Consider the following 24,060-nt stretch of genomic DNA (forward strand, 5'->3'; position numbering starts at 1 on the left):
CCCAACATTCGGCTAGAATTTAAAAGATTTCATCAGTTCCACTGGTATTTCTATCAGTTGAGGGCCTGATGTGTAGAGCAGCAATGCGCGCATATTATGCTCCGGATAAAGCTCAGAAAGCAGTTTTCTGTAAACGGCCAGCTGCGCAATATATGTTTCCGAGACCTCCTGAACGCTCCGTGGAACGAATGCATTTGTCTTGAAGTCAAGGATAATCACTTCTTTGTCATTGACGAGCAATCGGTCAATCAGACCCAAAATTTCGACTGGTTTACCGTCCTCTGCAGTGAGCATTCCCTGAATTGGCACTTCGGCTCTGCCTTGCGCGCTGAATAATTCCGCGAAATCGGGATTGTCTAGCGTCTTGAAGACATCATCCAGCAGGCGTTCTTTTCTGTCGTCGAAGCGGTCTGGCAGGGAGCTGGCAAGGAACCTTTCGGCAGACACTGTGCGTTGATCTTCTGGCAGATCGGGAAGGAACTCCAGCAGGCGGTGCACAATGCGGCCACGGACCAGTGGCCAGTCTTCCGGCTGGCGGGCAGCTTCCAGTGCGTCTTTGGGGTCCTGCTGCTCGATGTTTTCCTTTGCTTCCATCTCCTCAAAAGCGGCGGATGGCTTCAAGCGGCGTATGCGTTCTGGGGCACTGACGTTTTTGGATACCCAGTCCGGCATACTAGCCTGTTGGCGGCTTTCTGCCTTTTCGGATTGCGGTAGAATCGGTTCGGGCTTTTCGATGCCGCCCTTGGTCCAGATCCAGGCGGTGACTTCCCCGTTGGCATCGAGCCGCTCGCGGGCTTCTTCAATCAAGCCGTTGCGCGTGAGTGTGTACCAGCATTCATCGTGTGGACCACGCTTTGGTGACCAACCGCAGACGACAAGGCGGTCTTTGGCGCGGGTGAGTGCCACGTAGAGCAGGCGGCGGTATTCTTCCTTCTGCTCCTCTGCCAGCAGATCCAGCGCTTCCTCGTGCCATGCGGTGCGCTGTGCTTTGTTGGGCAGCCAGACCAGAGCAGGAGCAGCTTGTGTGTCTTCTACCCGCTGTTTTTCGACCATAACCGGCGCGTGCAAGCTGGAGACAGGCGCGTTGCAGCCATCAGCGAGGATAACGTAAGGCGCTTCCAGGCCTTTGGAGCCGTGCACCGTCATGATGCGCACCATGCCTTTAGCGGCGTTGAGCTCGCGTTTGATCTCGGTTGGGGCTTCGGCCAGCCATGCGAGAAAGCCTTCCATGCCCGGTGTGCCGCTCTTTTCGTAGGTGAGCGTGAGTGAAAGGAACTCATCCAAAACGTCGTCCACCTCGGTCCCGAGGCGCTCACGGAACTTCTGGCGATAGCCGTCAGTGCCCATGATCTTGGCGTAGAACTCGAATGGTGGAACAAAGTCAGCGCGGTCACGCCAGACTTCCAGCTGCTTGCGCACTGTCTGCCACTTTTCGCTGTTCTCTGACTTTCTCAACAGTTCATGCCACAGGGTGCCCGGCCTCGGGACGCCCGGTGTTTCATGCGCGATCTCGAAGAGATCATCATCCAAGAGGCCAAAGAGCGGGCTTTTGAGGACGCAGGCCAGAGACAGGTCATCTTCCGGCAGCAGGATAAAGCGGCCCAGCGCGACAAGGTCTTTGACTGCGATGTGGTCTGTGAGGACGAGGCGGTCAGAACCGGCGGCAGGTACATCAAGGCGCTTTAGTTCGCGGTTGAGCGCTTCTACAAACGGGCCGCGTTTGCGGACGAGGACCAAAACATCACCCGGTCCGGCGATGTTGCGTTGGTCCCAATCTTTGATCTGCTCTGCGATGCGAGTGGCGAGGCGCAGCATTGGGTTGCCGGTGCCGATGGCGTCAATTGGCTGTGTCCAGTCGTCCGGCTCCAGCGTTTCAACAGCTTCTTCCAGCGGCCAGATCTCAACACGCCCCGGATCATTGTGGCGGATGGCCTCGTGAACTGGCGCAACGTTGTCCTGTGACAGGCCTTTGAAGGCCTCTGGGGTGTCGAACACCTTATCAACTGCGCCCAAGACGTCCGGTGTAGAGCGGAACGACAGGTTGAGTTCGATGCCTTCGAAGTTTCTCTGCGCTTCCTCTGCTCGGCGGGCAAAGAATTTGCGCATTTCGGCAAAGTAGGCGGGAACAGCGCCCTGGAAGGAGTAGATGGACTGCTTTTCGTCCCCTACTGCGAAGATGGTGCGCGTTTTCTCTCGTGCGCCATCGCCAGCGAAGAATTCTTCTGCCAGTGCGCGGATAACTTCCCACTGGCGGGGGCTGGTGTCCTGTGCTTCATCCACGAGGATGTGGTCGAGGCCCTGATCCAACTTGTACTGCACCCATTGCGCGGCCTCGGCGCGAGACAACAGCTGCGCAGATTTTACCACCAGATCCTCGAAGTCGAGGTACCCGCGACGGAGTTTTTCCGTCTCGTAGTAGCGTAAAACAGCGTCAGACAGGGTCAAGATCGCTTTGGTGCCAGAAACCGTTATGACGGCATTTTGGTGTTGCAGAGCGTCAAGAACACGCTGCTGTTCAGCATACAGGCGCTCTACGACTTCTGGAAAGGCGCCCTGCACTTTTTTGGTGGCGAGCGATTTTCTCGGGCCGAGTGTACCGGTGAGGAATATCTTCAACCACGCGATGCGCCAGGCCTCGTCATTTTTGAGAGTAATTGCATGATCTAGAGCTGCTGCGCGGTCGTTATCGGTCTTGGAACCAACGCGCAATGCTTCGGCGAACGCTTTTACTTCGTCATCTGTGAGAGAACAACTCCGTCGCAACGAGCTTGCAAAGCCAGATATATCTTCGCCCGGCATGACGGAGAAATCAGCGTATAGCGCGGAAATAGCGTTTTCCAGATCGCCATAGGGTGCAACCCAGCGGTAGAACGCATCACGGCGGCTGATAAGCTCCGAGAGGGCTTTTTCAACGCCTGAATCTGGTAAAAGTTCGATGAGCTGTGAGAGGGCGCTGCCAATTTCTGAGTCTGGCTCAACCTCTGCGCGGTGCAAGATGCTGGCGCGGGCTTCGTTAAGCAGCTCTTCGGCAAGACGGTCATCCAGAACGGAGAAATGTCCGGCAACGTTGGCTTCCAGCGGGAACTGGTGGAGCAACGCCTCGCAGAATGCATGGATGGTCTGGATCTTCAGGCCACCGGGTGTTTCCAATGCTTTTGCGAAGAGACGGCGGGCGTTTGCCAGCTGTTTTGGCGAGGTTGGGCGGCCTTCGATGTCCTCAATCTCGGCAGCAAGCTCCGCATCGCTTAACTGGGTCCACTTTGCCAGTGCGTCGAATACACGGGTTGCCATCTCTGCTGCGGCTGCCTTGGTGAAGGTGAGGCAGAGGATCCGGGATGGGTCGGTGCCGGACAGGAGCAAGCGGACCACGCGGCGGGCAAGCACGAAGGTTTTGCCGGAGCCTGCGTTTGCGCTCACCCAAGCGGAGTTTTCCGGGTGGGCAGCGCGTTGCTGGCTATCGAGGGTTTTTACTGGAATATCCATCAAGCATCCTCCCCTTCTTCTCCAAGGGACCATTCCTGCACGCGGGCGAGGTGATCATAGGAGGCTGCCCACTCCCTCTCCTTCAGCACGCGAGCTCTGGAAAGGTAGCCCTTCTTCGGGTTCTCATAGGCAGCGACCAACTGCTCCAAACGTTGCCATGCTTCTTCTGCCAGTTCGTCTGCTGTGCTTTCCTTTGGCACGCGGCTTTCCAGCTTCACAGCATCACTGCCGCCTTTGAGCTGAATGTAGAGCATGTCGGAGATTGGCATGTCATGGGGCAGGTCGTCGAAGCCCTTGCGGCGGATCATAGCAACTTCCAGCGGGAGCTGAGGTGAGAGCAGCGCTTCCACCTGCTTGGAAGATGGTGGTTGTCCGGTTTTGTAGTCTACGACACGCAGTGTGTTATCTTTCATCTGGTCGATGCGGTCGGCACGGCCAGTGAGGGTAAAGTTGCGTTCCGGTCGTTGCATTTCGACTTTGCCGTACTCCTCAAGGAAGCGGTCGTAGATGTTGGGTGCCACCTCACCTTCGTAGGCCACAAACTCTTCAGCGATGCGTTCAAAGCGCGGCCACCACAATGCACGGATGGCCGGAAAGGCATCCAGGGGGCGGAACAGGCGTCCACCTTCTGTGAGCAGGGCACGCACAGCTTTCTCGTCAAACGCGCCATCCCAGTCATCCAGAAAGTTCGCCAGAGCGTCGTGGATGATGTTGCCTTTGTCTGCTGCTCCCGGTTCGCCGCCAATTGGGTCGACTTCATCCAGTTTCAGCACGTTCTTGGCGTAGATGAGGTATGGATCGCGGATCAGGTTTTCGATGGCCGTGACGGAGAGCTGTACAGGGCGCGCTTCTACCGGAGGCTTGGGCTCCGGGCGTTTGGCTGGGCGCACCGGCGTTTCGGAGCGGTCCAATACATGCGCCATTTCCGTATAGCGTTTGCCTTTGGCTCGCATTTGCTTCTCAACATCCTGCCCCGCCAATGTGACGATGCGCTGAAGCCAGCGGGAGGCCACTGTTGGGGAGCCATCCACACGCTCTGAACGGGAGAGCACCACTTCCGTTGCGCCGAGGTTCCAGAGGAAGTCGTGGGCCGAGGTGCCGATTTTGCGCTCTGGCGGATCAAGACCGATTTGGCCTTTCATGGGGCGGTTGAGCCATGGGTCGTTGCGGGTGCGCTGGGGCCATGTGCCTTCGTTCAAGCCGCCTAATACGACGAGGTCATAGCGTTGCAGGCGGGCTTCCATGGGGCCAAGCAGGTGGATGCGTGGGTCAGCTGGTGTGCGGGAGCGGACGGCGCCGCCGGTGATGAGAGCGCCGAACACGCCCGGCCACTCATTGGCTGGCACGCAAAGGCCCGCAGCGTCGGCTTCCAGCAGGGCTGTCAGGGTTTCAGCCAGTGCCTTGCCGTTCTCACCTCGGAAGAGTTCCTCTGTTGAGCCGTTTTCGTCTGCTCCTAAGAGCAGGACCGCGTCCACGTGGGTTTTGATAATGTCTTCAACCGGGATCTCATTTGGGTTTTGCAGCAGGGCTTCCAGTGGGCCAAGCGCTTGTTCCAAACGGTCCAGCAGGGTGTTGATGGCGTCCCAGTCCTCTTCCACCAGTTTGCGCCAGCGGGCAACGGGTCTGTCTGCCTTCTCCATGGCCTGATCATGGGCCGCCGCTACTGCCTCTCGCAGGCCGCTCAAGCCCGGTCTTGGATGCGGGCCGCGTAGAACGCCGCGTTCCAGGGCGCGGGCTGCGGAGCGGACTTCCTTTGCCTTCATGCCGAGGAATGCGAGTGGGTGTTTGAGGAGCGCCAGTAGGTTCACCGGATCAAGGCCCTGAAGCGCAAGCTTTGCGGTAAGGATGGCAAGCACCATGGGCGGTGTTTGCTCCAGCGGGCGGCCAGCGGTGTCATCGACAACGATGCCCCAACGGGTGAGCTCAGAGGCCACGCGGCGGGCGAGTGTTCTATCCGGCGAGATGAGCGCCGTTGTTTTGCCTGCTTCCACGGCTTCGCGCAGGAGCAAGGCAATGGAGAGGGCTTCTTCTGCTTCGTTTCGCGCTGTGATCAGCTGCGTGTCAGCAAAAGCGGTTTCGCGGTGTTCTGCCAGTTCGGAAGTAAAGAAGTTTTGCCACTCTTCGGTTGTTTCTGCGGGGCGGAGTGCTTCGTTGACGATCTCACAGCGCAGGCGCAGGGCTTCACTTTCTGGCGCGCCCAGTTGCGTGACGTGTTCGCGCTTTACATCCAGTGCAAGGAGCAGTTGGCGGAGGCTGTATTGTGGGTGACCAGGGACGCGTTGCGGTTCTGACGGGCTGCCGAGAGCCTCCCAGCTTTCCGCGTCCATGCCCATATCGAGAGCCGGAAGGACAAGAGCACCGTTTTCCAAACTCAGCACGGCTTTCATCAGCTCGGCGGTGGCCGGGAAGGAACCTGTTGCCCCTGCGACGATGACCGGACCGCGCGGCGGGGTTGTGCGCAGACGTGCTGCTTCGGCCCTTATGAGCGCGGAGCGGCGTTCCTTGGGGTCCATCATTTCGAGGGCTTTGAGATGTTCCGGCCACAGGTCGGTGGCAATCTTCAGGAACTCGAGGGTGATCTTCCAGTATTCAGCATGGTCTTCAGGCACGAGGCTGCTCAACTCGCCCCAACTGGCCTCTTCTGTCTGCACCTCATCCATGAGCGTGAGCAAGTTACCAGCAAGCCATGCGGCATCTGCGGAGGACGCAGGCACGCGGGCGGGGTCGTCTTCTTTGAGCTGGAGGATCTGGCGGCGAAGCTGGCCTTTCCATGCCCAGACGAGACGGGTCATGGCCAGCTTGCGCTCCATGGTCGACATAGCAGGCGGTAGCGCCTCCCCGTCCCCATGGCCTTTCAGGATATGCTCTTCTTCGTCCACATCGCCTAACGGCAGGATCTTGGGCAGCAGTGCGGCTTTGGAGCCTAGCGCTTTGCGTAGGACGTCCGGTAGGGTTCGGGCTGCACGGCGGGTGGGCACGTAGATGGTGACATCGGCCAGCACCATGGGATCATCATCTGCCTGAAAGCCGGGGATCAGCTGGCCTGAGAGCAAAGCCTCCACCGTTGCCTGCAAAAATGGCGTGGAGGGCGAAACACTGAAAATATTTGGGGTGGCTGCCAACGGAGCCTCCTGAAAAGAACCGAATGCTCCTTTTTAGTTCAGTTTTCGAAGGATCACACGGCAAAAAACACAGAGCGATTTTATATCCCCGCGTGATTGGCGATTGACCTTAACCGCTAAGCGACGCGGGCCGGTTTACTCATGCTCGTAGAACAACTGCTCGGTTAATTTGGATACCGGCGTTTGCAGCACAGTAGGTAGGGAATGGGACGCGCTCGGAGGTGTTGATGTCGCGCCTGATCCACTCGCGTTCTTCCAGCTTGTAGAGAGAGGCTGACAGGGCGCGGTCTGTGATGGTCGCCAAATCTGATCTTATGACCGAGAAACGTTGAGGGGTTGCGGTAAGGGCGAGGATTGGGACGGTCCAGCTTTTGCGCAGCAGGGAGAATTCTTTTTCATCGGGGACAGCCGTGACGATCCTACTGGCAATTTCAGCGGCTTGGACACCGGTCGGGGTTAAGCGGAACTCGGGGCGTAGGGGATGGCCATGGCCTGGGTTTTTCTCCAACAGTGCGAGCTGAACCAGATGCTCAAGGCTTGCCGCGAATGATGTGCGGCTTGCGCCTGATGCTTCCAGCAACGGTGCCTGCCTGCCGGGGACCCCAGAATGTAATAGGGCCAGAATATTTAGAGACCAAGCCCGAGACGTGAGCTTGACAAGTGCTGCAATGTCCATAAAGTATAGTTACTTCATTTTTTTATTTAGGGGAAGTTTGATGTCACTAGTTTCTTTGGAAAATACAATTACCATCGCCCTTTCAGTCCGTGACCGGCACGCCAGTGCAGAGTGGTACAGCTCGATGCTGGGTTTTGAGCTGATCCGCCATATCGATGAGGCTGGCTGGAGCGAGATGCAGACGAAGACTGCTGGGGTTACGCTGGGTTTGGGCGAGCAAGCAGAGCCCAAGCCGGGCAATTCCGTACCGGTCTTTGGCGTCTCCGATATCAACAGTGCACGGGAAGCTCTGGAAACGGCTGGCGTTAAGTTTGACGGACCAACGGAAACCATTGAAGGCATGGTCAGCCTTGCAACGCTCTACGATCCTGACGGCAATGCTTTGATGTTGGCGCAAAACCTGATGGTGCAGGCCTGACCCCAAAGAAAAGATGCCCGTATTGGGCATCTTAGGTCGCTTTAAGCTCGGGAGGAGCTGAGTTGAGGTGGCCCGCCATGAACGCGGGCCACTGCTATTCAAATTTAGTTTGCGCTGTTTGCGATGGCGCGTTCGGCGTCGTGGAGGCCTTGGGGGGTTCCAACGTGCAGCCACAGGCCGTCGCCTTCAACACCATAGAGGCGGCCATTCTCGATTGCTTTGTCGAAAAGCAGATTGAGGGAGAATGGGCCGTCCGGAGTATCCTTGAACAGGCGTGGGTGGATCATGGCTGTGCCGGAGTAGATGAAAGGTGCCACAGACCGCTCGTCGCGGCGTTCCAGCCTTCCGTCATTGTCCATCAGGAAGTCGCCTTTGCCGTCGTAGCCAACTGCATTCACGGTTGGTGCGAGCAGCATCAGCATGTCCATTTTGTCGTCATCCCAGCTCTCGACCAGCAGGTCCAGGTTTGGCTTTACGCCTTCCAGCCAGAAGCTGTCGGAGTTTTTCAGGATGAACGGGTCAGAACCGAGCATGGGTAAGGCTTTTTTGATGCCGCCGCCGGTGTCCAGCAGCTCTGCACGTTCGTCGGAGATTTTTACATTCAGGCCTTCAAACTTGAGGGCGTGGTTCTCTACAAGGTCGGCAAGGTAGTGCACGTTGACCACGCATGTTTCGAGGCCTGCCTCCTTCAAACGAGATGCTGCACGCGCAAGCATCGACTTGCCATCCACCTCAATGAGGGGCTTTGGAGTCGTCGCTGTTAGGGGCCGCATACGTTTGCCCATCCCTGCAGACAAAACCATTGCCGCTTTGGGATGGAAGGAGATTTGCTTAGGCATCGAATGATCTCTGTCGTTTTGTTCTCTTGTAATCAGGAGTCCTTTTACCCGGTCTTATTTGACAGGAGTATTACATTGAACATGGGTTTGAGTTTTACCTCCCCTAACTGGGCAAAACATTGCCGCACGTAACTGCGGATGCGGGGAAGCATCTTCATGTATTTAGGTTTTCCGAGCTGTTTATCAAGGCGAACAAACGCCCCAAGAATCTTGGCATTGCGTTGCAACGCCAGTACAGCAACAAACTTCCGAAATGCCATTTCATCAAAGATGGGTTGATACTTTCTTGCCAGGTTGCAGTAGCGCTGCAGCAAGTGCTCTTGCAGGTCCTCCGGCATATCAACCCGTGCGTCATAGATGAGCGAGGCAACGTCATAGGCCGCTGGTCCCATCATGGCATCTTGGTAGTCAATCAAACCCAGCTTATTGAGCCCGGACTCTTCTGGCAACCACATGATATTCGGGCTGTGGTAATCCCTAAGAAGCAGTGTTGGTTCGCTCTGGAGGACCGGCTCCAGAAGCTCCTTCCACGCTTCGACATAGTCCTGATGCTGCTGCTCGGTTACCGGTTTACCAGTGGCGTGCGGCAGGTACCACTGAAGGTAGAGCTCGGCTTCCGTGATCAGGACCTCAAAATCGCAGGGCTTCAGCTGATGGGTTTTGCCATCAGCCTGCAGCTCTGTCTTCCATTTGCAACTGTGCAGCCGAGCGATTTCATCAATGGCCAGCTCATAGCGTTCTTTCACCGCCTCACCGTTTTCGGTGATGATCTGGTCACCGAAATCCTCCAGAAGCGCCAGACCGTGGTCCGGATCAGCGGCGAGACGCTTGGGAACACGAAACCCATGGTCAGACAAGGCGTTGCCGATAGCGAAGAAGGCGGTCACATCTTTGGCACGGTGGACAGTTTCTCCATAGGTCTTGCCGGAGGGCAGGAGCGGCGCTGGCCCAGCTGGCGGACTATCCATAAAGACGACTGTCTCACCGTTTTTGTGAAGGCGAAAATAGGTGCGCATGGAGGCATCGCCCTGCACATGCTCACGCTCTGCATCCATCCAGCCTGTCTTTTGCAGCAGTGCACGGCGCACGGCGAGACGTTGAAGACGGTTTGTCCAGCTTTCGGAGTTGGCGGTGAGGATGATTTCGCGGGTGTCCGGCTCGGTGCCTTCTGTCAGCTTCAGGTCCAGTGCTTCGGGCCAGTAGGATGGATCTCCCATCTCTGGCCATTCAATCAGCGCGACGCCGTTCTCCAGATACTCGTCGAGCCCCAGCTCCTCCAGCTCTTCGGGCTCCTCGATGCGGTAGAGGTCGAGATGGGCTACGGGCAGTCTGGGCAGGTCGTAGGTTTGAAGCAACGTAAAGGTTGGGCTGGGCACTTCCAGATGCGGGTTAGCTGCCAGATGGCGCAGCAGAGCCCTGCTCAAGGTGGACTTGCCTGTGCCCAGATCTCCGGAAAGGGCCAGCACGTCTCCTTCTGTCAGCAGTTCAGCTAAGTCTGCAGCAAAAAGCTCTGTTGCTCTCTGATCTTCGAGAAATACCTTCATACAGTTCGCCTAAAGAGCTGCTGCGTTTATTCACCTGCACGCAGACTGCTCTAACCTTTTATTTCCGCCAGTATCCTCAGTGCCAAAAGGGGAAGTTCCTTTTTGGAGATACATACTAAACCCAACAGGACGCACAAGGCGCCCGGAATTCTTCAAGCTTAAGCACTTGCCAAAACCAGCCGGGGAACTCAAGCCCCAGTGGCCTTTATCTTTCTGAAAACTAAAGGGGGAGTTATTCTGCCGCTTCCAACGAATGAATACGTGGCTCAAGCGGGAATGTACAATCTACCGTGGTGCCCTGCCCCTCAAGAGAGGAAATATCGACCCTGCCGCCATGAAGCTCGACAAAGCTCTTTACAATCGACAGGCCAAGGCCGACGCCCTTTCGATTACCCCCTGCTCCACGGCCTACAAAGCGGGAGAAGACCTGATCCAGCATTTCCTGAGGAATGCCGGCTCCATGGTCCTTGATGCGGAAGCGGATTTGGTTTTCGTCGCGCTGGCAGCTGATATCTACCAAGCCGCCCTTGTCAGAGTAGCTAATGGCGTTGGACAGCAGGTTGAAGAGAACCTGACGCAAACGGCGCTCATCGGCTTTCAACGAGCCTATATTATCCGGCATGTGAGTACGTAGGGTGATGTCGGACTCGACCAGCCGGTCCTTCAGGCCTTCCACGGCTTCAGACACTGTCTGCGCAACATCAACTTCGGAAATCTCCAGTTCCATGATACCGGCGTCCACAGTCGCCAAGTCAAGGATATCGTTGATGATGTGCAGCAGCGCAGAGGAGGAGGACAGGATGTAGTCGGTGTATTCAGCCTGTTTCGGAGACAGGTCGCCGAACTTGGCATCGCCCAGCAGCTGTGCGAAGCCGATGATGGTGGTCAGCGGGGAGCGCAGCTCGTAGGAGACATGCTGGATGAAGGCGTTCTTGAGCTGGTCAGCTTCCTGAAGTGCATCATTGGTTGCCTGAAGAGCGCGCTCTACGTTGACTGTGTCTGTCACGTTCACGAAGGTCAGCAGTGTTCCGCCATCGGGAAGCGGTACGGTGACGTAGTCGATAACGGAGCCATCAACACGCTCCATACGCCCTGTGATGCTGGTGCGATTGTCAGAAAGGCCAGTCACACCGCGTGCAAGTTCCTGCCAGCGCTCCGATTTGCCCAACAGCTCTTTGCAGCTGTCGAGCAACTCGTTGATGTGAGGATCGCTCTCAAGCAACTCTTGAGAGAGGCCCCAGATCTCAGCAAACGCCGGATTGGACAGGCGCATACGTCCATTGGAGCCAAACACTGCAACGGCTTCGGTCAGGTGATCCAGCGTTTCGCGCTGTACACGGGTGAGAGCATTGAAGCGGCTTTCCAGATCCAGCTGCTCGGTGACGTTCTCGTAGAAATACGTCACGCCGCCTTGTGGGTGCGGGCTTGCGATGACGCGCAGGGTCCGGCCATCTGGCAAATGCCACCAGAAGGCCTGTGCATCCAAGGCCTGATAGCATTCCAGATGTTTGGCCTTCCAACCACGGTAGTCGGCCTGTTCCGGCAGTTTGCGAGCTGCGCGAAGGGCATCGAGCAGCTCGCCTTCTTCCGGCTTGGTCTCCAGAAAGCTCTGATCGATATCCCAAAGGGACCGATAGGCTGCATTGTAGAACTGGAGATGGTGATCAGCACCAAACACGGCCACAGGTGTCTGAAGCTGATCGAGTGTACGGGTATGGGACTCAAGTGTGCGGCGGAGCTGTCCCTGTACACGTTCAAGCTCAGAAATGTCCTGAGCAAGGCCTGCGTTGCCGTGCTCAGAATTCACGTCTGTAAGCTCAAAGACGCGCCGCTCGCCTGCTGCCACAACCGGCATTGGCGAATGGTAGACCCCATCGGTCTGGCGCATCATGTTGAGCTTGTTGCGCCCTTTGGCTTCAAGCAGCTCGATCTGCTCATCAACCACAGTGCGGGTGCTTTCGGCCTCGACAGCATCCACATAAGCGGAGTTAACCCAGACAAGCTGGCCGTGATTGTCGCGCTGCCACGCAGGCCCCGGCAGAGCGTCCAATAGGCTATGAAGCGAGGAGATCTGCTCGCGCAGCTCTTTGTTTTGCTCAGCAAGGCGTGCGCTGAGCTGGCGGTCTCCGGTCAGGTCGCGCAGGCGCAGGACTGCCAAGCCGCCTGCGGTGTGACCGGATGCTTCCAGATAGATGCCCTCTGTGGTTGTTAAGGTTAACCGGAACACCTCGCCGTGGCCGCGCAAATGCTCAAGGAAGGCGCGCAGGGCCTCGGCGGATTTCATATCCAGCCATGTCTCGAACTCAACCAGCTGCGACAGGCCGCCCGGGAGTTCCAGATTTTCTGGCAAGTGTCCGGCAACACCGGGATGTTTGGCTTCGCCATCCCAGACCAAGAGGAGACTATCTTCGGTTTCCAGTAGGCTTTCGAGACGGTCAATCCGCGCCATCGCGTCGGCGCGGTCCTGTCTCAATTGCAAAATGGACAGGGCATCATTACGGCGGATGCGCACGAGGACAACGGAAGCCGCGACCGCATACAAGGCAATGCCAGCGGTGGCTGCCACCCAGACAACCTTGAAGGCGTCGACCGAACTGCCTGAAAGAGCAGGTAGGATATCCATAGCCTGAGAAAAACCAGCGGCACCCAGAAGAGCAAACACAGCAACGCCCAGCAGGTTCAGGAACAGCCTAAACCTTCTACGCCACTGCACGCTTACGCGTGCGTGTTTATGCCAGAGTGCTGGCATGTTGTGCCCCTTTCTTCGCCGCCTCGGTTTCGTTCCACACGCCGCATTGGTGTCACGAACCGCGAATAAGTCGCTCAACTGCCTAACTTAACGACTGATTCGAGTATCAACATAACCTGATTGAAATTTCGGAAGAAGAGGATCTTTACAAAAAGTAAACAAAATCTGTGGGCGAAATAATCATCCACTACAATTTATAGTAAGCCCAACAAGCCAAACCCCAATATATTGAAAGTGTGTTTGTCGGGCCTAGTAGAATTCATGGAGTTGTTAACGCTAAGTCCCTTAGCGTTAACATGAATTGCAAAAGCGCCGATTCAGTACTTGTAGTGCTCGGACTTGAATGGGCCGGACTTTTCGAGGCCAAGATAGTCGGCCTGTTCGTCGGTCAGCTCAGACAGGGTTGCACCCAGCTTCTTAAGATGTAGGCGGGCAACTTTTTCATCCAAATGCTTCGGCAGCACGTAGACTTCGTTTTTGTAGTTGTCGCCTTTGGTATGCAGCTCCATCTGCGCCAGAACCTGGTTGGTGAAGCTGGCGGACATCACGAAGGATGGGTGGCCGGTTGCGTTACCAAGGTTGACCAGACGACCTTCAGAGAGAAGGATCAAGCGTTTGCCATCGGGATACTCGATCAGATCGACCTGAGGCTTCACGTTGCGCCATTTGTAGTTCCGCAGTGCAGCAACCTGAATCTCATTATCGAAGTGGCCGATATTACAGATGATGGCCATGTCTTTCATGGCACGCATGTGGTCGGCGGTGATGACGTCTTTGTTGCCTGTGGTGGTTACAAAGATGTCGCCTTCACCAATGGCCTGTTCCATGGTTTTGACTTCATAGCCGTCCATCGCTGCCTGGAGCGCGCAGATCGGGTCGATCTCAGTCACAACCACACGGGCACCAGCGCCAGCCAGAGACTGTGCAGAGCCTTTGCCAACGTCACCGTAGCCAGCAACGACAGCGACCTTACCGGCCATCATCACGTCGGTGCCGCGGCGGATGCCGTCTACCAGTGATTCACGGCAGCCATAGCGGTTGTCGAACTTGGACTTGGTGACTGAGTCGTTCACGTTGATAGCAGGGAATGGCAGGTCGCCCTTCTTCTGCATCTCATAAAGGCGCATCACACCGGTGGTTGTCTCTTCAGAGACGCCCTTAATGTTGGCCTTTACTTTGGAGTAGAAGCCCGGATCTTTCGCAAGGCGACGCTTGATCGCTGCGAAGAGTGCGGTTTCTTCTTCGTTGGAAGGTTTATCGAGGACAGACGGGTCTGTCTCGGCCTTTGCGCCGAGGAGGACCATCAGGGTCGCGTCACCGCCATCATCAAGAATGAGGTTTGCGGTCCGACCGTCGCCCCAGTCGAAGATTTTATCAGCGTAGCTCCAGTACTCGTCCAGCGTTTCACCTTTTTCGGCGAAGACCGGGATACCAGCTGCTGCGATTGCCGCGGCGGCCTGATCCTGCGTGGAGAAGATGTTACAGGAGGCCCAACGGACTTCCGCACCCAGCTCAACGAGGGTTTCGATCAGGACAGCAGTCTGGATTGTCATGTGCAGGGAGCCAGCGATGCGGGCGCCTTTCAAAGGCTTGCTAGCACCATACTCCTCACGACACGCCATCAGACCCGGCATTTCGGTTTCGGCGATTTCAATCTCGGTACGACCCCACTGTGCGAGTGAGATATCTTTGACATAGTAATCTTTTGACGCAGTCATTAAATCATCCTGAATGCCTGGGCTCATGGTCCCCTCCCGCGTGAATGATGAGCGCTCGTTCGTGAACGGTCACTGGGAGCTGTTATACAGCACCGAAGAAGTAGAAAGCAATAAAGACATAAAGGTTTCTTTATATCACAGCAGAACGTAAGCAGAGTACACTTTATCGGAGCAAACTAGACGGGCTGAGCAAGATAAGGCTCTAGAATTTCTAGGATATTTTCAGGGAACACCGTCACTGATGTGGCTTCGAGTTCTTCGCGGGTCCACCAGTGATGCTCTCGCATTACCTGAGTTTCCATCTCTGTGTGGTTGGAATAGTCGATTCTCGAGTGTGAAACCGTAACGAGGAAATAGTGCTCCTCGGCCTCCACCATCTCACCGGAAGGCACCTGGAAGGTTGCGCGCCTGAAATGGATTTTTTCGCGGATGGGTTCGGTGATTCCGGTTTCTTCCAGAAGTTCACGGCGGGCGGTTTCTTCAATGCTCTCGCCCCGTTCAACGCCACCGCCAACGGTGGCCCAGTAGTCCTGACCCTTCAACGCACCATTATCGAACTTGAAATTGAAGAGGAGGATTCTGTTTTGAGGGTCAATCACCAACAGGCGGGCTGCAGGACGTTTCTTCATCGGACCCTCAAAACAATTGTTTATCTAGTCTCTTTCGCCAAACCCGTCTTCAACCAGATGGGCGATTGCTGAGATCGCTTCTTCTTTCTGGTTGCCGGTAACGACCACACGAATGGAGCAGCCGGGGCTGGCAGCAAGCATCATCAGGCCCATAATGGAGGTTCCGCCTACGGTTTGCCCATCCTTGGAGACTCGGACATCGGCGTCAAAAGTCTCAACAAGCTTGACGAGCTTTGCCGAGGCGCGCGCATGCAAACCACGGGTGTTCACGATGGTCAGGTCGCGAGCTAGCACTGTGCATTCATCCATTATTTGTTAGCCTTGCCCAGACAGGACCTGCGAAGCGACCGAGATGTACTTCTGTCCTGCACTGCGGGCTTCTTCAACCGCTTCTGCAAGCGACTTTTCATTCCGAACGCTTGCAAGTTTAATGAGCATCGGCAGGTTTACACCAGCTACGACCTCGACGCTACCACCATCCATCACAGAAATAGCAAGATTTGAAGGCGTGCCGCCGAACATATCGGTAAGAAGGACAACGCCCGAGCCGTCATTGACCGCTTCAACAGATCGCAGGATGTCCTGACGACGTTGTTCCATATCATCATCTGGGCCGATGCAGATGGTTGCTACCCGATCCTGTGGACCTACAACATGCTCAAGAGCCGATTTGAACTCTTCTGCCAACCGACCATGGGTGACAAGAACTAGACCAATCATATATTTCCCGCGAACTAACAGAGTGCCTACTCTATGGTTATTCCAATACTACTTTGTTGAAGGACACGCTGCAGTGCAAGAAAAATCGGCATGTTCATGCACAGAGGGCTAATAGTTGTGCACTGGATTAGTAAAAATAAGTGCATTGGCGAGCCTGATCGCCGCCAAATGGTCTTCTTTTGGCACTTGTTGCCGAATTAATTTGACTGAGCAAAGTTCACAGGTCAGCGTCTGCTCGTCCGGCAACCGGTCGATTTCCTCTCGTGCCTCCAAATCCAGCACCATATGGATAACCGCCGTATCGAGGTATGGAACGTCGATGATGCCGTAGCCTCTCAGCTCGGCCTTTCCCTTAATCGGACTGGGGCATGAACCCACCAAGCGGCCATTTTTCTCAGAAACGTAGACACGATCATCTGCGACGAGCGCTGCAAAATTGCCATTATGGTGCGCGCGTTCCATTAACTCCAGCGCCAACGCAGATTTTCCAGCTTCAGAAGGTCCGCGGATCAGAATACCTTTCGTGCCAACCACCAGACAGGTCGCGTGTATCGCTTGCCCTTCTGCTGCCTGTACACTTTGTTTCTGATCCAGCGTCGTCATGAGGTTGTTTTCGCCCTCAGTTTGATCACGAAGCGGGCGCCAAGCACTTTCGGCTCCTGCCCTTCTTCGTCGGTGGAGGTTCGATTTACTACCGAGATTTCGCCTCGGTGTGCCTCAACAATCTGGCGGCATATTGACAGACCCAGACCAGAGTTGTTTCCGAAACCTTCGTCTTCTGGCCTGTCCGTGTAGAACCGCTCGAAGACGCGCTCACGGAGTTCCTCTTTGATGCCGGGGCCACAATCCTCAACCCAGATGATAATCTGATCGCCTATGCGTTTACCCGTGATTGTAACATGAGTACCTTCCGGTGCAAATGAACGGGCATTATCGATGAGGTTATTGATAACCTGCCCCAGACGCTGATCATTGCCCTGCATGTGGAAGTTATCGCCCGGTTTGGCAGGAACAAACTTCAGATCCACGTGCGCCACGTCATCTCGGGCACGTTCGTTGGCGATGGAGACAACAGCTTCCAGCAGGGTTGCCATATCAACTTCATGAGATTCGGCACGGGACATCTCCGCATCAATGCGCGATGCCTCAGAGATATCGGTGATGAGCCGGTCAAGGCGTCTTACGTCATGCTGGATGACTTCCAGTAGGCGTTCACGGGACTGGTCGGTTCTGGCCAGCGGCAGCGTTTCCACTGCGCTTCGAAGCGACGTGAGAGGGTTTTTCAGCTCGTGGGCAACATCGGCGGCGAAGCTTTCAATCGCGTCCATGCGACCGTACAACGCCTTGGTCATGTTCCTCAGAGCGCGGGCCAGGTGACCGATTTCATCGTAGCGGTCTTCAAACTCAGGGATTTCCTCTCTTGTATTGATCGCAGACTGAACCTTTTGCGCAGCCTCGGACAGGCGGCGAACAGGGCCGGCGATGGTTCCTGCGAGCAGGACAGAGAGGATCATCACCACAACAGCGGCGACGATGAAGATTTTTAGGATCGCGTTGCGTTCAGCTGCAACGATGTCGTCAATATCGCCGCCTTGCGTTGACAGCAGGAGCGCACCCAGAACACCGCGGAAGCGCTGGATTGGTACGGCAACGGCGACAACCATCTCGCCTTTCGCACCAACGCGCACCACAGATGCTGGCGAGCCCGCAAGCGCAGCCTCTACCTCAGGGTATTCGCGGCCTTCTGTACGGCCAACTTCTTTGTAGGGCGGGTATTCACCACGGCGGATCCAGAGCTTCAGCTCCTCCCACATTTTCTGGAAGAAGCGGTCGTTGCTCTCGTCCGGTGGTGGCAGGTCGAAGCGAAAAATCTGGTTCTGGGCATGGAGCTGGCGGGAATCCAGCATCAGCAAGCCTTCAGGATCGTAAATCCGGGCGCGTGTTTTGGTGGGCGATATCAGCCGCCGCAGAATGGGGCCGACAATCTCAGGATTGATTGGAAAATCGAGGTCACCGAGCGTTGAGCGCGCACTGGTTGACTCTCCGGCTTCCAAACGCAGCAACTGCTCCGGATCGACCATGAGGGAGTCACCGTCGCTCGTGGTGGACGCCGCAATAGCACCTGCAATAATCTCACCCTGAACCAGCAAGGACTGCACACGTGCATCAATCAGGCCCGCCTGAAACTGGTTCAAGTAAAGAATTGAGATCACCATCGCCAGAAGACCGACGAGGTTGAGCACCAGAATACGGCGCGTCAGTGAAGAAAAGACATAGATGCCTGCAAGCGAGATCCACCGCGTGAAGACGCGTTGGCGCACCTGCCTGCGTCCCAACCATCGGAACGCACCTGTGTGTTGCGATTCAAGGCCATCAGAAGCTTTGTCAGCTTTGACGTCTTTCCGCTCTTGTTCTTCTTTATTTTTCGACATTCGCTCTTATCGAACTCTCAGGAACAACTGTTCCGGAGCTTTTCCAACCTCAAAGACCCGACCCTCGGGCTGCGCAAGACTTAGTTCTCGCGGAAGCGATAACCTACACCGTAGAGTGTTTCGATCATGTCAAAATCATCATCAACCACTTTGAATTTCTTACGAAGTCGCTTGATGTGACTGTCGATGGTGCGGTCATCAACATAAACCTGATCGTCGTAGGCAGCATCCATGAGCGCATTACGACTTTTTACAACACCCGGACGCTGAGCCAGAGCAAACAGGATCAGAAATTCAGTGACCGTCAGGGTGACTGGCTTTCCTAACCATGTGCAGGTGTGGCGTTCCTTATCCATAACAAGATTGCCGCGTTCGAGCAGCTTGGAGGCTTCGGCAGCGGAGCTTGCGGCATCACGCGGTGCGGCACGGCGCAGCACTGCTTTTACCCGCTCGACCAGCAAGCGCTGGGAGAATGGCTTACGGATGAAGTCATCGGCGCCCATCTTGAGGCCGAACAGCTCATCGATCTCGTCGTCTTTCGAGGTCAGGAAGATCACAGGAAGATCCGACATCTGGCGGAAACGGCGCAACAGCTCCATTCCATCCATGCGCGGCATCTTGATATCAAATATCGCAAGGTCCGGTGCATCTGCCTGCAACCCTTCCAGGGCCACGGTTCCATCCGTATAGGTTTGCACCCGGTATCCCTCTGCTTCCAAAGCGATCGAGACGGATGTCAAAATGTTACGGTCGTCGTCGACCAGAGCAATAGTTGGCATATCTGAGACCTTATTCCTCTCTTGCTCGTTTTGCTACTTAGTTCAGATTTGAGATTAACTTGCGCGATCCCTAGTTCTGAAATGAGGCAAAACCCTGTTGTCGCAAGGTATTTGGGAAATTTCCTTATTTGGCACTACTTTTGACAAAGTTCCGCCTGCCAAGTGCCATGTCTTCTTCATTAAGTGTAGCGTTAAACGGTTAAAAGTGAAAACCTAGTTTCTTTCGAGTTTATTTTTATAAGCAAAATAAATGTATGCCAGTAAATGGTCTTATTTCAATCGGTTTAATAGTAAAATGTGGGCTTTCTGGTCTTGCTTTTCTAAGCCTGACTGGCCCATCCAAGGGGCGTTATCGCAAAATTCACTGGCATAGTGCCACTGAATAGCGCTAGGTAAATTGTGAGCCGATTAAGGACTACTGAACATGAAAGAGTTCGGACTACGGAATTCCGCGTTTGGGTGTGACACCTTCGGATTGAAGGGACTCAACAGTGTGTATTGGAACCTGACCGAAGCTGAACTTTATGAGCATGCTATCAGGAAGGGTGAAGCGCAGATCGCTGCTGGCGGTGCGCTTTGTGCAGAAACCGGTGCTCATACAGGCCGCTCTCCAAAAGACAAGTTTGTTGTTCGTGACGCCAAGACCGAGAATACGATCTGGTGGGACAACAGCGGCGCTATGAGCCCAGAGCACTTCAACGTTCTTTTGCAGGACATGCTGGCACATGCTGAAGGCATGGAGCTGTATGTACAGGACCTTTATGGAGGCGCCGACCCAGCGCGTCAGCTAAACGTTCGCGTTTATAACGAGCTGGCATGGCATAACCACTTTATCCGCAACATGCTTCTTCGCCCTTCCCGCGAAGACTTGAAGACCTTTGAAGCAGAGATGACCATCATCGACCTACCAAGCTTCAATGCTGATCCAGAGCGTCATGGTTGCCGGAGTGAAACGGTTATCGCTTGTGATCTGACCAACAAGATCGTTCTGATTGCTGGCACTGCGTATGCCGGTGAAATGAAGAAGTCCGTCTTCTCCATGCTGAACTACATGTTGCCAGAAGACGGTGTGATGCCAATGCACTGCTCTGCCAATGTTGGTGACAACGACGATGCTGCTGTTTTCTTTGGCCTTTCCGGCACTGGCAAGACCACGCTTTCCGCTGATCCAGCCCGTACGCTGATTGGTGATGACGAGCATGGTTGGGGTCCGGACGGCATCTTCAACTTTGAAGGTGGCTGCTACGCGAAGACAATTCGTCTTTCCAAAGAAGCCGAGCCTGAGATTTTTGCGACAACACAGCGTTTTGGCACCATTCTTGAGAATGTTGTGTTGGACGAAGCTCGTATTCCTGACTTTGACGACGGCTCCAAAACGGAAAACACCCGTTGTTCCTATCCTATTCACTTCATTCCAAATGCAAGTGAGAGTGGCCGCGCGCCGCATCCCAAAAACATCATCATGCTGACAGCTGATGCGTTTGGTGTACTGCCTCCGATCGCCAAGCTCAGCGATGCACAGGCGATGTACCACTTCCTGTCCGGGTACACCGCGAAGGTTGCTGGTACAGAGCGTGGCGTAACAGAACCACAGGCGACCTTCTCCACCTGCTTTGGCGCGCCATTCATGCCACGCCATCCATCGGAATACGGCGGTCTGCTGAAAGACCTGATCCGTGAGCATGGTGTGGATTGCTGGCTGGTGAACACAGGCTGGACCGGTGGTGCCTATGGTATTGGTCACCGTATGCCGATCAAAGAAACCCGTGCTCTGCTTCGCGCTGCATTGGACGGTTCTTTGAACAACGCCGAGTTCCGCAAGGATGAGAACTTCGGGTTCATGGTTCCTATTGCTGTGCCAGGTGTTGACACCAGCATTCTTGATCCACGGAGCACCTGGAGCAATCCGGCTGAATATGACGCACAGGCTGCAAAGCTCGTGGACATGTTCGCTGCGAACTTCCAGATCTTCCTGGATCACGTTGATGATCCGGTCCTTAATGCAGGCCCGGTCATCAATCTTGCTGCTGAATAGCAGCACTCAGTCCCCTGAAAAGAGCGCTGGAACGCAAGTTCCGGCGCTTTTTTGTTTTACTGAACGCTGTTCTATTGTTGCGCGCCCTTGAAGAAGCAGGCTAGGCTCCTCATTCTATTAGGGCGTATTCCGGTGCAAGACTTTCGCGTTCATTTGCATAGGACTACGCATAAAGACCCTGTTTATTTGCGAGTCTGCCATGTCTGTTTCCACTGTGCCCCAAGAACTCTCCCAGAACCTCGACGTGCTTGGTGTCGCCGAGCGTTGGCAATCGGAAGGTCGTAAGCTGGTACTGGCGACGGTTATCGAGACATGGGGCTCTGCGCCACGGCCCGTGGGCAGTTATCTGATCATCGACGAGAACGGCGATTTTGAAGGCTCGGTCTCCGGTGGCTGTGTGGAAGGGGCTGTAGTTGCGGAAGCCATGGACGTGCTCGAAGATGGCAAGGCGCGGAAGATCGAGTTTGGCGTTGCCGATGAGACTGCGTGGCGGGTTGGTCTTTCCTGCGGCGGGAAGATTGGCGTTTATCTGCAGCCTCTGAATGACGAGACGGATCGAAATCACATCAAGCTTCTGAACACCTCAAAAGCCACGCGGCAGCCTGCAGCACTGCTGACTAATATTGCCACCGGAGCCTCCTCTGTCATGCTGTACGCCGCAGATGCTCAGGATGCGATGCTTGAAGCGGCCTTTGAAAATGGTGTGCGCAGCGGCAAGTCCGGGGTGTTTCAGTCGAAAGACGGTGAAGAGTATTTTCTGAGCATGCAGGTGCCGGCGACGCGTATCGTGGTGGTTGGTGCCGTTCACATTTCGCAGGCGCTGGTTCCCATTGCCCAGACAGCTGGGTTCGACATCACCATCGTTGACCCGCGCACGGCGTTTGCCTCCCCAGAGCGGTTCCCTGATGTGCCGTTGCTTGCGGAATGGCCCGAGGATGTGATGGGTCAGCTCAAGTTTGATCCGTTTACTGCAGTGGCCGTCGTCACGCATGACCCTAAGATTGATGATCTGCCGCTGATGGAGGCGTTGAGAGCAGGGTGTTTTTACGTTGGTGCTCTTGGCAGCCGCAAGACACATGCAAAACGGCGTGAGCGTTTGTTGTCCGCAGGTGTGACAGAAGAGGAGTTTGCGCGCATCGAGGCCCCTATCGGGCTTGATATTGGCGCGGCAAACCCTGCTGAGATCGCGGTTGCCGTGCTGGCCCAGATTATCGTTGCACTGCGTGGTACCAAGGCTGAACAGAAGAAGGCGGTCTAAGGTGAAGTTTGGAAGCAAAGCGACTGAAGAGAGCGTTGGGTGTTACCTCGCCCATTCCATCAGGCACAATGGTCTTTCCCTCAGGAAGGGACATCAACTGAGCGAGGGCGACGTGAGCCAGCTGATTGCCGCTGGGTTCACCGAGGTCGTTGTTGCACAGGTTGAAGAGACTGATCTTCATGAGGATGAAGCTGCTGCACTGCTTGCCGAGCGCGCCTGTGGGGATGCGGTATCTGTCTCCCCGCCGTTTACAGGACGGGCCAATCTTTTTGCCGCGAAGAGCGGTGTGTTGCAGGTGGATGCCGAGAAGGTGACACAAGCCAATCTGATTGATCCGGCGATTACGTTTGCGTGTTTGCCACCGTTTACGGAAGTCCGCGAAGGACGCATGCTTGCGACTGCGAAGATTATTCCGCTGGCCGTTGATCAGAAACTGGCCCAGATCGCGGCTGACAAGATTTCCGAGGCAATTTCTGTGGCGCCTTATTCCTCCAAATCAGTTGCTGTTGTTTCAACAACGCTGCCGCATTTGAAAGAAGCGACGGTTACGAAGACCCTGCGTGTGCTACGGGAGCGGCTGGAGATTGCCGACAGCACGATCTCAGCGGAGGTTCGTGTACCTCACGAGGAGGAGGCACTCACCGGAGCGCTCAGCGGGGATCAGCTTCGGAAAGCAGACCTGATCGTTGTGTTTGGCGCCTCTGCGGTGGTTGATCAGGGCGATGTTATTCCAGCTGCCATAGCTGCGGCTGGCGGTGATGTTATTCATGTGGGTATGCCGGTTGATCCGGGGAACCTGCTGGTGCTTGGAGAGCTGGATGGAAAGCCAGTGATCGGAGCGCCGGGGTGCGCGCGCAGTCCGCAAGTGAACGGCTTTGACTGGGTTCTGCAGCGCTTGCTTGCAGGGATTAAGGTTACAGGTACAGATATCATGTCCATGGGCGTTGGAGGGCTGCTGCAGGAGATTCATAGCCGTCCTCAGCCACGTAGTCATCCTCACCCGAAACAGGCCACCAAGACCGTTTGCAGCGGCGTGCTGCTGGCAGCGGGTAATTCCTCGCGAATGGGGGACCATAACAAGCTGCTGGCGCTTATCGACGGAAAGCCGGTGGTTCGGCACGTTGCTGAACAGGCGCTTGCCAGTGAGCTGAGCGAACTCATCGTGGTGACGGGGGCCATGGCCTCCAAGGTGGAAAAGGCTCTCGCTGGGCTGCCTGTCCAGTTCCAACATAATCCGAAGTACGCGGAGGGTATTTCATCCTCGGTCAAACAGGGGATTGAGGCGGTCAGTGAGCAGTCGAGTGCGGCGCTTGTGCTTCTTGGGGACATGCCATTTATTTCTGCGCAGGACATCAACGCGCTGATTCAGCATCACAGCATCGAACAGGATCAGCTGATTGGTGTTGCCACCACGCAGGGTAAACGGGGCAATCCGGTTCTCTGGAATCGGGCCTTTTTCGAGGATCTGCTTGGGTTGAGAGGCGATATTGGCGGCAAGCCGGTTATTCAGCAAAATCCTTCAGTGGTTTACACAGTGGAAGTTGGCGAATCTGCACGACGTGATTTGGATGATCCCGAAGCGCTCCGAAACGCAGGAGGCGTGCTCGGACAACACTCCCAAAAGCCATAATTTGTCACGATTCATGAATCAATATGAC

17 protein-coding genes are annotated in these 24,060 nt (G+C 55.4%); 4 read left to right on the plus strand and 13 right to left on the minus strand.

Features of this window, described 5'->3' with window-relative positions; all coding sequences use genetic code 11:
* Positions 1 to 12: 12 nt before the first annotated feature.
* The 3 genes from addA to IE076_RS05725 all read right to left on the minus strand — a co-directional run bounded on the left by addA (position 13) and on the right by IE076_RS05725 (position 7,185).
* Positions 13 to 3,483, minus strand: coding sequence for a double-strand break repair helicase AddA (gene addA, locus IE076_RS05715; protein ID WP_189435818.1), 3,471 nt, complete (start codon positions 3,481 to 3,483; stop codon positions 13 to 15).
* Positions 3,483 to 6,605, minus strand: a complete 3,123-nt coding sequence (gene addB / locus IE076_RS05720) for a double-strand break repair protein AddB (protein ID WP_189435819.1) — start codon at positions 6,603 to 6,605, stop codon at positions 3,483 to 3,485. The genes addA and addB overlap by 1 nt, the downstream gene beginning before the upstream one ends.
* 139 nt (positions 6,606 to 6,744) lie before the next feature.
* Positions 6,745 to 7,185 (minus strand): winged helix-turn-helix transcriptional regulator, encoded by a 441-nt coding sequence (locus tag IE076_RS05725; protein WP_209008892.1) that lies wholly within the window; start codon positions 7,183 to 7,185, stop codon positions 6,745 to 6,747.
* Between the two features lie 136 nt (positions 7,186 to 7,321).
* Between IE076_RS05725 and IE076_RS05730 the strand changes: the two genes are divergently transcribed.
* Positions 7,322 to 7,699: a VOC family protein gene (locus tag IE076_RS05730; protein WP_189435821.1), complete on the plus strand. Its 378-nt coding sequence runs from the start codon at positions 7,322 to 7,324 to the stop codon at positions 7,697 to 7,699.
* A gap of 104 nt (positions 7,700 to 7,803) precedes the next feature.
* Here the strand turns inward: IE076_RS05730 and IE076_RS05735 are convergent, their stop codons facing one another.
* The 10 genes from IE076_RS05735 to IE076_RS05780 all read right to left on the minus strand — a co-directional run bounded on the left by IE076_RS05735 (position 7,804) and on the right by IE076_RS05780 (position 19,109).
* On the minus strand, positions 7,804 to 8,538 hold the full coding sequence (locus tag IE076_RS05735; protein ID WP_189435822.1) for a nucleotidyltransferase family protein: 735 nt from the start codon (positions 8,536 to 8,538) through the stop codon (positions 7,804 to 7,806).
* 44 nt (positions 8,539 to 8,582) lie between these two features.
* A complete protein-coding gene (tsaE, locus tag IE076_RS05740) occupies positions 8,583 to 10,082 on the minus strand; it encodes a tRNA (adenosine(37)-N6)-threonylcarbamoyltransferase complex ATPase subunit type 1 TsaE (RefSeq protein ID WP_189435823.1) in 1,500 nt (499 codons plus the stop codon).
* Between the two features lie 232 nt (positions 10,083 to 10,314).
* Positions 10,315 to 12,831: a PAS domain-containing sensor histidine kinase gene (locus IE076_RS05745; protein ID WP_209008893.1), complete on the minus strand. Its 2,517-nt coding sequence runs from the start codon at positions 12,829 to 12,831 to the stop codon at positions 10,315 to 10,317.
* Between the two features lie 317 nt (positions 12,832 to 13,148).
* The gene (gene ahcY, locus IE076_RS05750) at positions 13,149 to 14,549 is read right to left on the minus strand and encodes an adenosylhomocysteinase (RefSeq protein ID WP_189436340.1); all 1,401 of its coding nucleotides are present in this window, start codon (positions 14,547 to 14,549) and stop codon (positions 13,149 to 13,151) included.
* Between the two features lie 176 nt (positions 14,550 to 14,725).
* Positions 14,726 to 15,178, minus strand: coding sequence for an NUDIX hydrolase (locus IE076_RS05755; RefSeq protein ID WP_189435824.1), 453 nt, complete (start codon positions 15,176 to 15,178; stop codon positions 14,726 to 14,728).
* Between the two features lie 24 nt (positions 15,179 to 15,202).
* Complete coding sequence (locus IE076_RS05760; RefSeq protein WP_189435825.1) at positions 15,203 to 15,487, minus strand: HPr family phosphocarrier protein; 285 nt, start codon at positions 15,485 to 15,487, stop codon at positions 15,203 to 15,205.
* Between the two features lie 6 nt (positions 15,488 to 15,493).
* Complete coding sequence (locus IE076_RS05765) at positions 15,494 to 15,898, minus strand: PTS sugar transporter subunit IIA (RefSeq protein WP_008548522.1); 405 nt, start codon at positions 15,896 to 15,898, stop codon at positions 15,494 to 15,496.
* A 108-nt stretch (positions 15,899 to 16,006) separates the two neighbouring features.
* On the minus strand, positions 16,007 to 16,501 hold the full coding sequence (locus IE076_RS05770) for an HPr kinase/phosphorylase (protein WP_189435826.1): 495 nt from the start codon (positions 16,499 to 16,501) through the stop codon (positions 16,007 to 16,009).
* Entirely contained in the window at positions 16,498 to 18,330 is a 1,833-nt protein-coding gene (locus IE076_RS05775; RefSeq protein WP_189435827.1) for a sensor histidine kinase, read from the minus strand. Before IE076_RS05775 ends, IE076_RS05770 begins: the two co-directional genes overlap by 4 nt.
* Positions 18,331 to 18,410: 80 nt before the next feature.
* A complete protein-coding gene (locus tag IE076_RS05780) occupies positions 18,411 to 19,109 on the minus strand; it encodes a response regulator transcription factor (protein WP_189435828.1) in 699 nt (232 codons plus the stop codon).
* Positions 19,110 to 19,533: 424 nt separating this feature from the next.
* On the opposite strand from IE076_RS05780, the gene IE076_RS05785 reads away from it, so the two are divergent.
* From IE076_RS05785 to IE076_RS05795, 3 genes are all read left to right on the plus strand, one after another.
* Positions 19,534 to 21,144, plus strand: a complete 1,611-nt coding sequence (locus tag IE076_RS05785; RefSeq protein WP_189435829.1) for a phosphoenolpyruvate carboxykinase — start codon at positions 19,534 to 19,536, stop codon at positions 21,142 to 21,144.
* Positions 21,145 to 21,343: 199 nt separating this feature from the next.
* Positions 21,344 to 22,402, plus strand: a complete 1,059-nt coding sequence (locus IE076_RS05790) for an XdhC family protein (protein ID WP_189435830.1) — start codon at positions 21,344 to 21,346, stop codon at positions 22,400 to 22,402.
* Between the two features lies 1 nt (position 22,403).
* On the plus strand, positions 22,404 to 24,032 hold the full coding sequence (locus IE076_RS05795) for an NTP transferase domain-containing protein (protein ID WP_189435831.1): 1,629 nt from the start codon (positions 22,404 to 22,406) through the stop codon (positions 24,030 to 24,032).
* The last annotated feature ends 28 nt before the right edge of the window (positions 24,033 to 24,060 follow it).

This window comes from Pseudovibrio japonicus, from assembly GCF_014651595.1.
GTDB classification, from domain to species: Bacteria; Pseudomonadota; Alphaproteobacteria; order Rhizobiales; family Stappiaceae; genus Pseudovibrio; species Pseudovibrio japonicus.

Excerpts from the sequence above, each read along its gene's own strand:
- addA (WP_189435818.1), bottom strand. The coding sequence starts at position 3,483 with ATGGATATTCCAGTAAAAACCCTCGATAGCCAGCAACGCGCTGCCCAC.
- IE076_RS05730 (WP_189435821.1), top strand. The coding sequence starts at position 7,322 with ATGTCACTAGTTTCTTTGGAAAATACAATTACCATCGCCCTTTCAGTC.
- IE076_RS05735 (WP_189435822.1), bottom strand. The coding sequence starts at position 8,538 with ATGCCTAAGCAAATCTCCTTCCATCCCAAAGCGGCAATGGTTTTGTCT.
- tsaE (WP_189435823.1), bottom strand. The coding sequence starts at position 10,082 with ATGAAGGTATTTCTCGAAGATCAGAGAGCAACAGAGCTTTTTGCTGCA.
- IE076_RS05745 (WP_209008893.1), bottom strand. The coding sequence starts at position 12,831 with ATGCCAGCACTCTGGCATAAACACGCACGCGTAAGCGTGCAGTGGCGT.
- ahcY (WP_189436340.1), bottom strand. The coding sequence starts at position 14,549 with ATGACTGCGTCAAAAGATTACTATGTCAAAGATATCTCACTCGCACAG.
- IE076_RS05755 (WP_189435824.1), bottom strand. The coding sequence starts at position 15,178 with ATGAAGAAACGTCCTGCAGCCCGCCTGTTGGTGATTGACCCTCAAAAC.
- IE076_RS05760 (WP_189435825.1), bottom strand. The coding sequence starts at position 15,487 with ATGGATGAATGCACAGTGCTAGCTCGCGACCTGACCATCGTGAACACC.
- IE076_RS05765 (WP_008548522.1), bottom strand. The coding sequence starts at position 15,898 with ATGATTGGTCTAGTTCTTGTCACCCATGGTCGGTTGGCAGAAGAGTTC.
- IE076_RS05770 (WP_189435826.1), bottom strand. The coding sequence starts at position 16,501 with ATGACGACGCTGGATCAGAAACAAAGTGTACAGGCAGCAGAAGGGCAA.
- IE076_RS05775 (WP_189435827.1), bottom strand. The coding sequence starts at position 18,330 with ATGTCGAAAAATAAAGAAGAACAAGAGCGGAAAGACGTCAAAGCTGAC.
- IE076_RS05780 (WP_189435828.1), bottom strand. The coding sequence starts at position 19,109 with ATGCCAACTATTGCTCTGGTCGACGACGACCGTAACATTTTGACATCC.
- IE076_RS05785 (WP_189435829.1), top strand. The coding sequence starts at position 19,534 with ATGAAAGAGTTCGGACTACGGAATTCCGCGTTTGGGTGTGACACCTTC.
- IE076_RS05790 (WP_189435830.1), top strand. The coding sequence starts at position 21,344 with ATGTCTGTTTCCACTGTGCCCCAAGAACTCTCCCAGAACCTCGACGTG.